The sequence below is a fragment of the Nonomuraea sp. NPDC050451 genome (assembly GCF_044458585.1).
In genome coordinates, this window is the sequence record NZ_JBITHZ010000049.1 from 37,671 (window position 1) to 51,119 (window position 13,449).

General features: G+C 70.1%; 14 protein-coding genes. 2 read left to right on the forward strand and 12 right to left on the reverse strand.

Annotation, left to right across the window (positions count from 1 at the left end):
• Positions 1-124: 124 nt before the first annotated feature.
• Positions 125-520, reverse strand: a complete 396-nt coding sequence (locus ACIBI9_RS60650; RefSeq protein WP_397237045.1) for an MmcQ/YjbR family DNA-binding protein — start codon at positions 518-520, stop codon at positions 125-127.
• Between the two features lie 233 nt (positions 521-753).
• On the opposite strand from ACIBI9_RS60650, the gene ACIBI9_RS60655 reads away from it, so the two are divergent.
• Positions 754-1,584 (forward strand): helix-turn-helix domain-containing protein, encoded by an 831-nt coding sequence (locus ACIBI9_RS60655; protein WP_397237047.1) that lies wholly within the window; start codon positions 754-756, stop codon positions 1,582-1,584.
• Between the two features lie 30 nt (positions 1,585-1,614).
• On the opposite strand, the gene ACIBI9_RS60660 is transcribed toward ACIBI9_RS60655, so the two are convergent.
• The 11 genes from ACIBI9_RS60660 to ACIBI9_RS60710 all read right to left on the reverse strand — a co-directional run bounded on the left by ACIBI9_RS60660 (position 1,615) and on the right by ACIBI9_RS60710 (position 12,473).
• Positions 1,615-2,637, reverse strand: a complete 1,023-nt coding sequence (locus ACIBI9_RS60660) for an alcohol dehydrogenase catalytic domain-containing protein (protein WP_397237049.1) — start codon at positions 2,635-2,637, stop codon at positions 1,615-1,617.
• Between the two features lie 59 nt (positions 2,638-2,696).
• Positions 2,697-4,040, reverse strand: coding sequence for a carboxylesterase family protein (locus tag ACIBI9_RS60665; protein ID WP_397237051.1), 1,344 nt, complete (start codon positions 4,038-4,040; stop codon positions 2,697-2,699).
• An 801-nt stretch (positions 4,041-4,841) separates the two neighbouring features.
• Complete coding sequence (locus ACIBI9_RS60670) at positions 4,842-5,555, reverse strand: hydroxyacid dehydrogenase (protein ID WP_397237053.1); 714 nt, start codon at positions 5,553-5,555, stop codon at positions 4,842-4,844.
• A complete protein-coding gene (locus tag ACIBI9_RS60675; RefSeq protein ID WP_397237055.1) occupies positions 5,552-5,830 on the reverse strand; it encodes a hypothetical protein in 279 nt (92 codons plus the stop codon). The genes ACIBI9_RS60670 and ACIBI9_RS60675 overlap by 4 nt, the downstream gene beginning before the upstream one ends.
• Positions 5,831-5,856: 26 nt before the next feature.
• Complete coding sequence (locus ACIBI9_RS60680; protein WP_397237057.1) at positions 5,857-6,549, reverse strand: ThuA domain-containing protein; 693 nt, start codon at positions 6,547-6,549, stop codon at positions 5,857-5,859.
• Positions 6,519-7,952, reverse strand: coding sequence for an aldehyde dehydrogenase family protein (locus ACIBI9_RS60685; protein ID WP_397237059.1), 1,434 nt, complete (start codon positions 7,950-7,952; stop codon positions 6,519-6,521). The genes ACIBI9_RS60680 and ACIBI9_RS60685 overlap by 31 nt, the downstream gene beginning before the upstream one ends.
• A gap of 89 nt (positions 7,953-8,041) precedes the next feature.
• Entirely contained in the window at positions 8,042-9,271 is a 1,230-nt protein-coding gene (locus tag ACIBI9_RS60690; protein WP_397237061.1) for an ROK family protein, read from the reverse strand.
• A 122-nt stretch (positions 9,272-9,393) separates the two neighbouring features.
• Complete coding sequence (locus ACIBI9_RS60695) at positions 9,394-9,864, reverse strand: alcohol dehydrogenase catalytic domain-containing protein (protein WP_397237128.1); 471 nt, start codon at positions 9,862-9,864, stop codon at positions 9,394-9,396.
• A gap of 329 nt (positions 9,865-10,193) precedes the next feature.
• Positions 10,194-11,012, reverse strand: a complete 819-nt coding sequence (locus ACIBI9_RS60700) for a hypothetical protein (protein WP_397237063.1) — start codon at positions 11,010-11,012, stop codon at positions 10,194-10,196.
• A 97-nt stretch (positions 11,013-11,109) separates the two neighbouring features.
• A complete protein-coding gene (locus tag ACIBI9_RS60705; RefSeq protein ID WP_397237065.1) occupies positions 11,110-11,727 on the reverse strand; it encodes a LysE family translocator in 618 nt (205 codons plus the stop codon).
• The gene (locus ACIBI9_RS60710; protein ID WP_397237067.1) at positions 11,724-12,473 is read right to left on the reverse strand and encodes a metallophosphoesterase; all 750 of its coding nucleotides are present in this window, start codon (positions 12,471-12,473) and stop codon (positions 11,724-11,726) included. The genes ACIBI9_RS60705 and ACIBI9_RS60710 overlap by 4 nt, the downstream gene beginning before the upstream one ends.
• Before the next feature lie 93 nt (positions 12,474-12,566).
• On the opposite strand from ACIBI9_RS60710, the gene ACIBI9_RS60715 reads away from it, so the two are divergent.
• Positions 12,567-13,184, forward strand: coding sequence for a CGNR zinc finger domain-containing protein (locus tag ACIBI9_RS60715; protein WP_397237069.1), 618 nt, complete (start codon positions 12,567-12,569; stop codon positions 13,182-13,184).
• Positions 13,185-13,449: the final 265 nt, after the last annotated feature.

Here is a 13,449-nt window from a genome sequence, read left to right on the forward strand (position 1 = left end):
AGGAACACCTTGCCCGCGACCTTGTACACGTCGAGTACGGGGGTGAAGGGGCGTCCGTGGCTGACGTCGGGGAGGGTGAGGGCCGCCTGGCGTGCGGTGTCCTGGAGCCGGTCGCCGGCCGTGCTCACCGGGCCGCCCGCGTGCCGCTGCCGTAGGTGCGCGGGTCGATGGGCTGCTCGGCCTTGGGCAGGCCGGCGACGACGAGCCGGTAGGAGTCGGTGACGAGTTCCCTGACGAGTGACGTGTCGACGCCTTCCCCGCCTTCCAGCGTGATCCAGTGCTTCTTGTTCATGTGGTAGCCGGGGGTGATATGGCTGTTGTGTTCCCGCAGGGCGAGGGCCTCGCCGGGGTCCGCCTTAAGGATCACGACGGGACGCCCGGGGACCTCGGTCATCAGCATGAACACCTTGCCGCGCACTTTGAAGACCTCCCAGTCGGGGCCGAAGGGATGCTCCAGCTGGGCTCCGGGAAGTTCCTCGGCGCAGTCGGCGGCGGTCTTGTGCAGGGTCGATCCGTTCATGGGCGGTGGACTTCCTCAGGTGGTGACGGGCTGCGGCATCGATGGACGCGCAGGGCGCGCCGCGCGTTGTGGCGGCACAACCCATCCTTCCCTCGAAGCCGACAAAAAGGACGGTAGACTGCGGACACGTGATGGTCGACGAGCGACACTCCAGGCCGAGCGGCCAGGCCGGACCAGCCGCGGTTCCGCTGTACGGTTTCCAGCCCCCGGTCGGCACTCCGTACGGGCTTGAGGTGAGTACCGTTGAGGATTTCTTCGCCCAGCACGACGACTGGCCGTGGAATCCGCCTCGTCCGGGCCGCGCCACCTTCCACTACCTCATCCTGGTCACCGAGGGTGAGTTGCGGCACGACGTCGACCACGTCACGCGGACCGTCGCCCCCGGCCAGTGGCTGTGGGTACGTCCAGGGCACGCGCAGTGCTGGCATCCGCCCGGCACCGCCCGCGGCCCGTTCATCCTGTTCGAGCCGGACGTACTGCGATCCGACGTCGCCCGCCTGCTGGCCCCGCTCACCGCGCACGACGCCCCTGCCGTGCTGAGCCCGCACCCCGATGACGCCGCCTGGCTGCAGCAGACGGCCCTCCAGCTCCTTGACGAACACCGCGCACTCGGGCGCCGCTCTCTCGATGTCCACCACGCCCTGCGGCGCAGCCTGCTCGAATCGCTGCTGCTGCGCCTCGCCAACGCCCCCGGCATCACCCCCACCGGCGCGGCGACGGCCAGCACGGGTCGTGGTGACACGTACAGACGGTTCGTGGACGCCCTGGAGCTGCACTTCCGCGAGCTGCACCGGGCCGCGGACTACGCCGAGCTGCTCGGCTGCTCGGTCCGGACCCTCAGCCGCGCCGCCCGGGACGCCACCGGCAAGGGGGTGCGGGAGCTCATTGACGAGCGGCGGCTGCTCGAAGCCCGGCGCCTGCTGGGAAATGCGCAGTGGGAGGCCCGGACTGTGGCCGCCCACCTCGGCTTCACCGATCCCGCGAACTTCGGCCGCTTCTTCCGCGACCGCACTGGCATCACGCCGGCCGCGTTCGCGGCCCGCGACGCCACGACCGGTCCGTGAGCGGGGTGCGGCGCCCCGAGTGCTCGCTTCTCAGTCGTCCAGGACGACGACGTGCTTGCCCGGGGTGGTGCCGGACTCGACGTCGGCCTGGGCGGCACGAACTTGCTCCAGGCCGCGGTAGACCTTCGCGACCGGGGCCTTGAGCCGTCCGTCGGCGATGGCCTGCAGCTGGTGCCGGAACACCTCGGCGGGCAGGTCGGCGGCCTCGCCCGCGTAGGCGGTCAGCCGCACTCCGCCCGGGATCATGAACGGAGTGAAGTCGGGGATCGTCCACTGGCCCGCCAGGGCCCCGGTAAAGCAGACGGTGCCGTGGCGGCGGACGGTACGCAGGGTGTCGGCGAGGACCGAGCAGCCCACCAGCTCCAGTGCGGAGTCGACGCCGTCCGGCATCAGCTCGCGCACCTGGTCGGCGATGGTGCCGTCGTCGACCAGGGGGTGGTCGACACCCACAGCCCGCAGTTCCGCGACTCTCTTCGGGCTGCGGGTGCTGGACAGCACCGTGGCGCCGAGGTCTTTCGCGATCGTGGCCGCACTCAGCCCGACCGTGGAGGTGCCGCCGCGGATCAGCAGCGTCTGCCCCGCCCTGAGACCGAGGCCGGTGGTGAGAGAGCCGTACGCGGTCTGGAACATCTCCGGCAGCGCGCCGACCACCTCCCACGGCAGGCTGGTCTCGAACGGGATGACCTGAGTTACGGGGACGGTGACGTACTGGGCGTACGAGCCGTCGAAGGAGCGGCCCATACTGCCCATCATGGTCGCCACTTGCTGTCCGGTGCGCAGCCCGCTGTCCTCCGGGGCCTGGTCGATCATCCCCACGCACTCGATGCCGGGGACGCGCGGATAGGTGACCTCCGGGTCCGACTCGCCCTTTCGGGTGGTGACCTCGGACTCGTTGACGCCGAACGCCTTCACCTTGATCCGCACCCAGCCGGGCCGGAGTGCGGGCACTGGCACATCCTTGATCTCGAGTGCGTCGAGGTCGCCGGGCCGGGTGACGACGACGGCCCGCATCGTCGCAGGTGCGGCGTCACCGGCTGCTGTCGGTTGGCTCATGGCAAGGTCCTTGATCGGCCAGCGGTGGCCTTGCGCGGTTCCGTATCTCCTGAGGACCGTCAGGGGCGGTCGATGTCCTCGAACAGGTCGAGGGCCGCCTGGTAGTGGGCGGTGGCCTCGAACGGCGGGTTGCCGACGCTTCCCGAGGTGGGCCGGGTGATGACGGGCGGCCACAGGCGGGTCCGCTCGCCGGTGGCGAAATCGAGCACGATGTCGCGGATACGCGTGTCACGCTCGGCCTGTTCGGCGCTGCGGCCCGGCTGCTCCTGGCCGACCAGGGCGTACATCTCGGTGCCGTGCACGGCGGGTGCGCCCTGGGAAGGCCCGATCAGGAGGAGGTGGGCGTTTCCGCCGGCAGCGGCGTGGGCCAGGGCGCCGCGGGCGGCGGGCAGGGCGAAAGCGTAGTCCGTCAGGTACGCGGCGCGGACCTCGGCCGGAGTGCGGCCTCCCCGGTCGTAGGCGTCGACGATCTTCTGGGCGCGGGAACGGGGAAGGCGCCACCCTGCGACTTCGTCGGTGACGGCCTCGACGGTGTGCGGGTCGAACCGGTCGAGGTCGTTCGCCACCCACCAGCCCATCTCGTCACTGGCCGCGCTCAGCAGGACGTCCACGTCCCGGTGCGTACCGGAGGCCAGGACGTCCATGGGGTGGGCACGCAGCACCGCTCCGGGCTGTCCGGCGTCCAGGACGACACCGATGCTCGTGCCCAACATCCCACCGCGGACGCCGATGTCTGTCGGGGTGACCTTGTGCACGGCGGTCACCAGCGCGGCCGTGTCGAGGTCGAGCAGCTTGTCCGGGTTGTCCGCGACACCGAGTTCGGTGACGAACCGGTGCGCGAGTTCCTCGGCCCACCAGGCCGGCTGGATACGCGAGGGGCCTCCGGAGAATCCGGCCAGGCGCCGGTACAGGCCGTTGGCGGCAGGGGCGCCGAGCAGGCCGAAGGTGGAAAAGGCGCCGGCGCTGTGGCCGTAGACGGTGACATTGTCGGGGTCGCCGCCGAAGTGGGCGATGTTCTGCTTGATCCAGGTCAGCGCGGCGATGACGTCCTGCAGGCAGAGGTTGCTGGCCTCGGCGAGCCGCCCGCCGTACTGTGAGAGCGAGAGCGCGCCCAGGGCGCCGAGCCGGTAGTTGATCGACACGCCCACCACGCGTCCCGTCGCGGCGAGGCCGGCGGCGTTCGAGGTGATCTGCGTGTTCGCGCCGTACTCGAATCCGCCGCCGTGGATGTACACGGTCACCGGCAGCGCCTTGTCGGCTGGCTGCTCGGGAGCCCACACGTTCAGGTTCAGGCAGTCCTCGCCCATCCCGCTGTCCGCCTCGAGCCAGTCGCCGCTGTCGGGCTGGACCGGGGCGACGCCCTTGCGGTCGTAGGGCCGGTGCGGATCGAAGTCCGCAACCACGGGGCGGCGGTCATGGCTCTCCTTCGGGCACAGGGAGGGTGTTGCGTCGGGCTGCCGCGTCGCCGTCACGGGCGGTGAGATCCGCGGCACTCATCCATGATGAGCTCGCTTATGGCATATCGGCTCGTTGGCGGCGGACAACTCATAGTCACCAGGAGACACCCGGAGCTCCCCGGATGGCTCTCCTCGACGAGAACGCGGTGTCGCTGTCTGTACTGTGGGAGCCCTCGATCCCGAGCGGCCAGGCATCACCCGGGCTGAGTCCGCGCGTTCCGGCTCCCGCGTAGACAGCGCAGCGCAGGGCGATAGTCGGCGTCGACAGTCAGCACCCTCCGGATCTTTGCCAGGGAGAGGCAGTCGAGCAAGCACAGGGTCTCCTAGGTACCGAATGCAGCCCCCTTCGGCGTAGCGCCAAAATCCGATCCGATCCTCCCCGAGGATCGTGACTGATACTCGACCTTGGCGAGGTCGGGGCCGTTCTTGGCCTGGTGCGCCGTGATCATCTTGCTGACGAGTTCGTCGCCACCCGCTGGGTTGGCGAGCGTCACGTGGATGTCGGGGTGGGCCTCGTTCCAGAGAACCCTGCATGGCTAGCTTTCATCGCCATTCCTTTGCTTGCATGTGCTCCGGACCGAGTACCCTGAAGGTCCTGGGACAAGGACCGGGGATGCCGTCGTCTCGAAGAGAGGATTCGCCCTGAGCGGCGCGAGGTCAGCGCCGAGACTTTATCTAAGACTTAAGGTAAGTCTCTAATCCGTCGCGCGTCAATACATCGGAAACATCTGATGCGTGCACGTTTCCTCAGGCTATGACCGACAAGGCCGCAGGGTCGACGGCATGGCGCAGGGGCATGCCGGCGAGGACCCTGGCCACCTCGTCCACGGCGTGTGATCCCAGCCGTACGAGTTCGGTGCCGAGGGAGCCTGCGACATGCGGCGTGAGGATGACGTTCGGCAGGTCCCACAGGGGCGAGCCCGGGGGAGTGATCTCCGGCTCCGTGACGTCGAGGACCGCCCATATCCGCCCCCGACGAAGCTCGGCCACGAGCGCGTCCTGGTCGACGAGCGACCCGCGTGCTGTGTTGACCAGCGTCGCCCCCGGGCGCATGGCGGCAAGGTGGGCCGCGGTCACCATGCCGAGCGTCTGCTGCGTGGCGGGCGCGTGCAGTGAGACGACGTCGCACGCGCGGAACAGCTCGTCCAGGGCGACCCGCCGGGCCCCCAGCGCCGCCGCCCCGGTCTCGTCCAGGTATGGATCGCTGACCAGCACCTCCAGGTCGAACGGCCTGAGCAGCTCGGCCACCCGGCGGCCGATCCTCGACGCCCCGACCAGGCCGACGGTCTTGCCGTAGTTGCCGATGCCGGGGAACTCCTCGATCAGGTCGATCAGGCCCATGGCCGCCCGCCCCGCGCGGTACTCCCTGGCCAGCGCCGGCACTGCCTTGTTCGCCAGCAGGATCACGGCCAGGGTGTACTCCGCGACAGGCACCGCGTTGGCGTCGGCCGCCGAGCTCACGGCGACCCCCCGTTCGAACACGGCGGGGTGACGTGGGCCTTGACGCTGCCGGCGGCGTGGACCACGGCGACGAGATGCGGCGCGCCCGCCAGTGCCGCCTCGTCGAGCACCGGGCTGCCCCAGCCCGTCAGCAGGACCCGGGCGCGGGCGAGGCGTTCGCGCTCCTCGGCCGTGGCGAAGCCGGTGAGCGGCGGCCCGGGATCACCCCCGGCCACCGCGCGGAGCCGGTCCCCGCACTCTCCCGCAAACAGCCGGGCCGGCAGGCGAGGGGACATGGCGAGGACCACGCCCGGGCCGGCGTTCACCTGGCGGCCCACACCAGGCCGCGCTCGGTGAGTGTGTGTACGGTGGGTGCCGCCAGGTCGGCGAGTCGGTGGCCGATGGCGGAGAAGAAAATCTTCCCCGCGCCCCAGCGGCGGGTCCAGACCACGGGCATGTCGACGGGCTCGCCCCCATGGCCGCCGTTCTCCGGCTCGATGCGGGTGCGGGCCAGCACCGTGCTCAGGGAGTCGGCGAGCATCCAGTACTGCTCGGAGGTGACGTCGAAATCCCCCAGCCCCGCGACGATCGGATGGGCGGCCTGCTCGGGGACGATGGTCACCCGGTAGTCGAGGAAGTCCGGCGGGTGGTGCAGGAACAGGCCGCCGACCATGCGGAGGTAGGCGAGGCTCTCGTTGAACGTGCCGACGACGCCGCCGTGCCACCCGGCGAATCCGGTGCCGGCGTGGACCGCGGACACCAGGCCGGCCGACTGCTCCTCGGTCAGGCTGCCCATCGACCAGCACTGGACGATCAGGTCGGTAGCCGCCAGCAGGTCGCGGTCCCGGTAGACGTCCAGGTCCTCGCTGATCCTGATCGCGAAGCCCGCCTCTGTCAGCGCCGGCAGGAACAACTCGGTCGTCTCGACCGGGGCGTGCCCTTCCCAGCCGCCGCGGACGACGAGCGCCCTGCGCCCGGCGGCGCTCACGCCCGGCCCGCCGGGTCGGCGGTCCACGCAGGGAGGGCGAGCGGCGTCCGCTGGACGCCGATCCACTGGCGGCGGGTGAAGCCGGGCATCTGGTTCTCGGCGCCGTGCCGGGCGTGCGCGTCGTTCACATGCACCTCGCCCGCCCGCAACCGCTCCGCGACCCGCATGCCGCGCATGAGGTCGGCGGTGAAGACGGAGTTCATCAGCATCGGGTAGCCGTTCGTCAGGGCGACGGCCTCCTCCTCGTCGTCCACCACGGTGATGGGGATGACGGGTCCGAAGATCTCCTCGGTGAACGCCGGCATCTCCGGTGTGACGCCGGTCAGCACGGTCGGCCGGTAGAAGAGGCCCTCGTACGTGCCGCCCGTGACGAGCTCGGCCCCCATCGCGACCGAGGGTTCCACGATCTCGCGGTGCACCCGGTCCCGCTGCGCGGTGCTGATCAGGGGCCCGAGCTCGACCTCGCCGCTCATCGGGTCGCCCACCCGCAGGGCCTCGACCCGCTGGGTCACGGCCGCGACGTACGCCTCGGCGACGTCCCGGACGACGATGTGGCGGCTGGAGCTGATGCACGTCTGCCCCTGGAACTCCAGGGAGGCGATCATCGCGTGCGACGCGGCCAGCTCCACGTCGGCGTCGTCGAGGACGAGGAACGCGTTGTCGCCGCCGAGCTCCACACGGATCGGGCGCAGGCTGGGCGCGGCCGCGGCGGCGATGGCCAGGCCCACCGAACGCGAGCCGGTGAAGTCCACCAGGTCGAGACCCGGGTGGGTGGCGAGTGGCCATCCGGCCTCGGGGCCGTCGCCGGTCACCACGTTGAACACGCCGGGCGGCAGTCCCGCGTGGTCGGCCGCCTCGGCGAGGACCTGTCCGCCGATGATCGGCGACAGCTCGGCGGGCTTGAGCACGATCGTGTTGCCGAAGGCCAGCCCGGGAGCCACCGCGCGCATCGCCAGGTTGAGGGGGTAGTTCCACGGCGTGATCAACCCGATCACGCCGAGCGGAACCACCCGCGACAGCGACAGCTTCCCGGCCTTGTACGGCGGAAGGATCTCGCCCGCGTTCTCGGTCGCCTGGACGGCGGAGATGTCGAGCTGGCGGATGCCCGTCGACACCTCATCCTCGCCCTTGGCCCGCACGCCCCCCGTCTCCCGCATGCTCAGCGTGACGAGCTCCTCGTAGTGCGCGCGCAGGTAGTCGGCCATCTTCTTCAGGTACGCGGCCCGTTCGGGGGCGGCGAGGCCGGCCCATCCCGGCTGGGCCGCGCGCGCCGCGACGACCGCCTGCTCGACGTCCCGGTGGTCCCCGAGAGCGTAGCCGCCGATGCGGGCGCCGGTGGCCTTCTCCTCCACATCGCCCACCTTGCCGGACGCCGACGGCCGCCAGACTCCGTCGATGTAGAGGCGGCTGTCGGCTGGACGAGACGTCATCTGCACTCCGAGGGATCTCCTGTGGCGCACGGCGCCACGGTCATGGATACTTAGTCCATGACTTAAGTTAAGTCCCTACGGCGGTTCGGTCAATGGGTCTGTATGTCGCGGGCTCCTTTGAGCGGGAAGCCGCCGTTGGCGAGGACTTGCATCACCGGCAGTGTGGCCGCCCCCATGGCCACCGCCTCCGGGCCGAGCTCACCGAGCTTGATGCGCACCTGGCCACGGAGGTAGGGGAGTGCGTGCCGGCTGGCAGTGTCGCGGATGGCGGGCAAGATCGCCGGCCCCAGCGTCGCGCCCGCCCAGCCGGCCAGCACCACGAGATCGGGACTGAGCAGGTTCACCAGATTCGCGATGCCGATGCCCAGATATTTCGCGATCCGGTCGAGGATCTCGGCCTCCGGCCCGGGCGCCGCCGCCCGGGCGACCAGCTCGGCCAGGCGCGTCTCCGTGTCCGCGGACTCGAAGGCCCGGGCCCCGGACAGGGTCTGGTAGTCCTCGAGAATCGCCTCCGCGCCGACGTACGCCTCCAGGCACCCCCGCGAGCCGCACCGGCACCGGCGGCCGTCGACGTTGATGACCGTGTGGCCCCACTCGCTGGTCATGCTGGTGGCGTCGCGGAGGGGATCGGCCGCCGTCGTGAACGCGGCCCCCACTCCCACGCCGATCAGCGCGACGACCGCCCGGCTCGACCCGCGCCCTGCGCCCCGCCACATCTCGGCCTTGCCCAACGTGCGGGCGCAGTTGTCGACGTAGAGGGGGACGCTGACGTCCCGGCGCAGCAGGTCCCCGAGTGGCGCGGCGGACCAGCCGAGAGTGGGTGCGTAGACCAGTTCGTGGGCGGCCGCCGCCACTCCGGGAACGCCGACGCCGACGCCGAGCAGCTCGGCCGGGTCCAGCCCCACCTCGGAGGTGACCTGATCGATCCCGGCCACGACCAGCCGGGCCACCGCCTCCGGCTCCAGGCCGGTGCCGGCGACGGGATAGGTCGCCGTCGTGATCGTGTCCAGCGTGTAGTCGAAAAGGCCGATCTGAACGTGCGTCTCGCCTATGTCCACGCCGACGACCCGGCCGAAGTCGCCGCGGACGCGGATCAGCGTGCGCGGCCGCCCGCCGTCGGAGCCGACCAGCCCGGCTTCCTCGACGACGCCGTCGTTGATCAGGTCCGAGACGACGTTGCTCACGGTCGCCGAGCTCAGTCCCGACTCCTTGATCAGGTCTTGGCGGCTGAGCGGCCCCTGGACGTACAGAGACGACAGCAGCGTCGAGCGGTTGTGGCGACGCAGGTCGCGTGTCGTCTGCTGCACCGGCCGTTTCACACTGTGGATTCTGCCAGAGCACGGATACTGGCGGAGATGCGGCGTGCGCTCACGTGATCAGCGGGCGGTCCGCTCAGCCTGCGCCGGGCCGACGCCGTGATCGTCTCGGATCGGACCGAGTTTCAGCAGCAGTGCGCGAGCCGCCGCCGCATCGTCGCCGCACTCGCGGATCTGTGTGCGCCGCCAGGGCCCGTGCTTCGTGTAGCCGTAACCAGCGGTGCGAGCGATCGCCGGAGCGAGGTCCGCGGCTCCATGCCGATCAAGCTCCATGTAGCCCAGGGAGGGCGGCCAGTTCCTCGAGTACGGTGGGCTGGCTGGGGCGCCACCCGAACTGCTGCTTGGCTCGTGTACCCGATGCTGTCGGGAACATCGTCACTCACCGGGACGACGAACTCCGCCGGGACGAGAACGTATTCGCTCCAAGCGCCGGCGTGAGGGAAGAAGGACACGCGCGCTCCGGCGGTGTCCCCGGGAGATACCGGCGTGTCGGGTCCTACCGCCTCGACGACGCCGGTGGCCTCGAGGCCGGGAGTGAGGTACGCGGTCTGCGAGGGGTAAGACCCCTGGATCGGGAGGAGGTCGCCGATATGGATGGGGTGGCGTGCACCCGAACCAGTACCTGGCCTGCTCCAGGCGGTTCAGGGGCGTCGACCTGCGTGACGGACAGAACCTCGGCGGGGTTTCCGGACTGCCTGTAGATCACTTTGCGTGCCATGCCATCACTCATCGCCGTAGCATGACGGCCGGGCCGCGACTCAGCGGCCCGATCGCCGCTCCTGGCCTGGTGGGCGGGACGCAGAATCCGACGCCTCCCGCCTTCCACCTGGGCCGGATGGCTGGTGCCTACCCTTCACCCGTGCCGAACACCTTCTAAATCGCCAGCCCATTGCCTTTTTTGGGCTCGGTCCGCTGATCCCGTCTCTCAGCCAGGGTCTGCCTTACGCATGCGTTCGGTGGTCTGGGCGGTCGGTTGGTGGCGCGGGGCGGCAAGGTCGTGGGCGGAGCGGGCCAGCCAGATCATGATCAGGACGCTCGAGACCACACCGAGAGCCTCGACGGCGCTTCCCTCGTCTGGGAACGGCAATGCCGCCAGCACCAGAAAGATCGGCGCCACCAGGGCGGCGATACCGTACGCGACGGTCGCCATCCCCCAGCGGTCGTCGTACCCCTGGGCCCGCAGGACCAGCGCCGTCCAGGCCAGGCCGGCCAGGCCGCAGATCAGCTCTGCCCCATCCAGGACGGGCCAGCCGACGAGGTCGAGTACGCCGATGATGGTGAAACCGCCGTACCCCAGCACCCCCGCGCCCCGCATGTACTGCCGGTCGCGGCCCAGCACCCGCATGAACAGCAGCACGACCACCCACATCGCCGCAGAGTCGATCACCGTCGCATCTGCCCAGGTTGACGCGGTGACGTGGAGCAGCCACGTCGTAGCCGTCGCGACGTAGAGTGCCACGCGCAACCACAGGATGTTCCGGTCCTGCTGGGACGGCGGCCCCGCCAGCGGCCCGCGCAAGATCTGCCAGATCCCCCATGCCCAGGACAGCCCGGCCAGGACCAGGAGGAGCAGGTTCTGCCCTGTCGCCGCGACGCCTTCGGTCGCGGTCGCGAACAGCGTCAGCCACCACAACGGGCCGAGGTCGCCAGAGATCAGGGCGACGACGGTGGCGACCGTCAGCGCGGCGCCGTACAGACCGGTGACGAGCAGGGCGAGCAGGGCTGAACGGTGACGACGTAACACGGGACGCTTCCTGAGGGTTCGGAGGGGATGGGAGCGAACGCCTCACCCTACAATCGATCATGAGGAGTGGCGCCAGGCGGAGGGCATGCGACCTCTCCTACATCGTGGCGGCCCGGACGCCGAGGACGACGAGCACCACCGCCGTCACCTTGCCGACTGCACGCTTGAAGCGGGCCTTGTGCAGGATGTGCGCCCCTTGGTGAATAAGGGCCGTCCAGGTCAGCAGCCACACCGCCATCAGTAGGGCATGGGCGGTGGCCAGGGTGAGGATCTGCCCGCCAAGGGGACGGCCGGGCACGATGAACTGCGGGACCAGGGTCAGGTAGATGGAGGCCGCCTTGGGGTTGAGTACGTTCGCGAGCAGGGCTTGGGTGTAGACGGAGCCGGTGAGCTTCGGCTGATCCGTCAGTGTGGGAGGCGGGGGCAGGGTGGTGGAGCGCCAGGTCCACAGGCCGAGGCCGACGAGGTAGGCCGCCCCGAGGAGTTTGACGATGGTGAAGGCTTGGCTGGAGTGCATGACCAGGGCCGACAGACCGGCGATGGCCAGGGTCGCGTGGGCGTACAGGCCGCTGACCGTACCGAGGATGATCGGGAGGGCCTGTCGGCGATCGCCGGCCGTGACGTGCTGGATGAGCAGGGTCAGGCTGGCGCCCGGAGTGGCGATGATGGGCAGGATCGCCAGGAGGAACGCGGTGACCGCGTACGTGTGAGTCATGCCTGGGGCACGACGCGGTAGTGGGTGGTGAGGCGGTGGTCGTCGCCCAGGATGTGGAAGGCGAGGCCGGCCGGTTGGTCGCGGTCGGCGGGCTGGTCGCCCTCCCACGGCAGGCGCAGGGTCCAGATGACGGCCGGTGCGACGATCAAGGGACGACCGGCGAAGGTGGAAGCGGCCGCGGTGTGAGCGTGGCCGGTGAGCACGGCGACGACCTGCGGATGGGCGTCGAGCAGCGCGGCCAGGTCGCCGGGCGACTCCAGCCGCCCGGAGTCGGGCAACGGGTGGTGGAGTACGACGGGCGGCTGGTGGAAGGCGATCAGCGCGGGCGTGTCCGGGGCGAGCCCGTCGAGGGTGGCGTGCATCCAGGCGAGGGTTTCGGAGTCGAGGCGGCCCTCGTCGTGGCCGGGGATGGTGGAGTCGCACATCAGGATGGCGGTGCCGGCGATGTGGTGCACCTGGTTGACAGGGCCGGGGCCGGGTGGCTGCCGCAGCAGTGCCTTGCGGTATGCGGGGCGAGCGTCGTGATTGCCGGGGCAGGTGAGCACGGGGAAGGGTGCGGCCAGGATCTGGGCGGCCTGCTCGTACTCGGCCTCCTCGCCGTGGTCGGCGATGTCGCCGGTGACCAACAGGGCGTCGACCGGGCGGGGCAGTGCCCTCAGGTAGTCCATGACGTGGGTGGCGCGCCGGGTTGCCCTGTCGGTGCCGTCAAGGTGCAGGTCGCTGATCTGGGCCAGCAGCAACGTCATTGTGCGATCCCCATCACTCGTCTAATGGTTAAATGAGATTTAGCGTTAGGGACCATAGGGTACGAAGAGGACATAAGCAACCGGGAGGTTCGAGTGGAACGCTGGCCGGCCCTGGAACTGGCGAGCACGATCCGCCACGACGGCAACGGCGGCGTCGCCGACGATCTGGCAACGGTGCAGAGCACAACCCGCTGGATCCATCAGCAGGCCGAGTTGCTGGCCGGCCACGTCGACGTTGCAGAGCTCACGATGGGCGAGGAGCTCAGGAGCGAGATCGTCGGGCTACGCAGGGCCGTGCGGGCACTGTTCGCGCAAGCGGTCAGCCCGGCGCCGCCAAGCCGGGCCGACGCCCACCGGCTGATGCCGGTGGGGCAGGCGCTGGCGCACCTCAACGCGGCGGCCGGCCGTGAAGCAATCGTCCCGCAACTTGACTGGCCCACCGGTGGGACACCCCGTACGGGAGTGTTGTCGACCGAGCGCGATGCAAGCGTCCGGCTGATCGCAGCCCTGGCGCGGGCCGCCATCGATTTCCTGAGCGGTCCGCAGCGTGAGCAGTTGCGGGCCTGCAACGCACCGCGCTGCGTACGCTACTTCGTCAAGAGCCACGGGCGGCAGGAGTGGTGCAAGCCGTCATGCGGCAACCGCGCCCGGGCCGCACGCCACTACCAGCGCCACAACGCCACGACCGCCCCAGAGCTGCCCGGGTCCTGATCACCTCGGGATCTCCCCTGGATCAACCAGCCATTCCTGAGCTGACGGACGAGCACCTTCCCAGAAGGCCAGCGTGAGCACTTCACGGTCACGCGGGGATAGGCGGTCGAACACGCCCCCACATGATCGAGGTCCGCAGGAGCCGCTCGGCTGCCAGTTCCTCACGGAGTCGCTCGGCCGGCACAGCTCGGCGGGAGGCACCACAGCGCTGGTTGGACAGCACCCGGCGGGCCACGCCGTACGGCCAAGCCACAATCGTTATCTG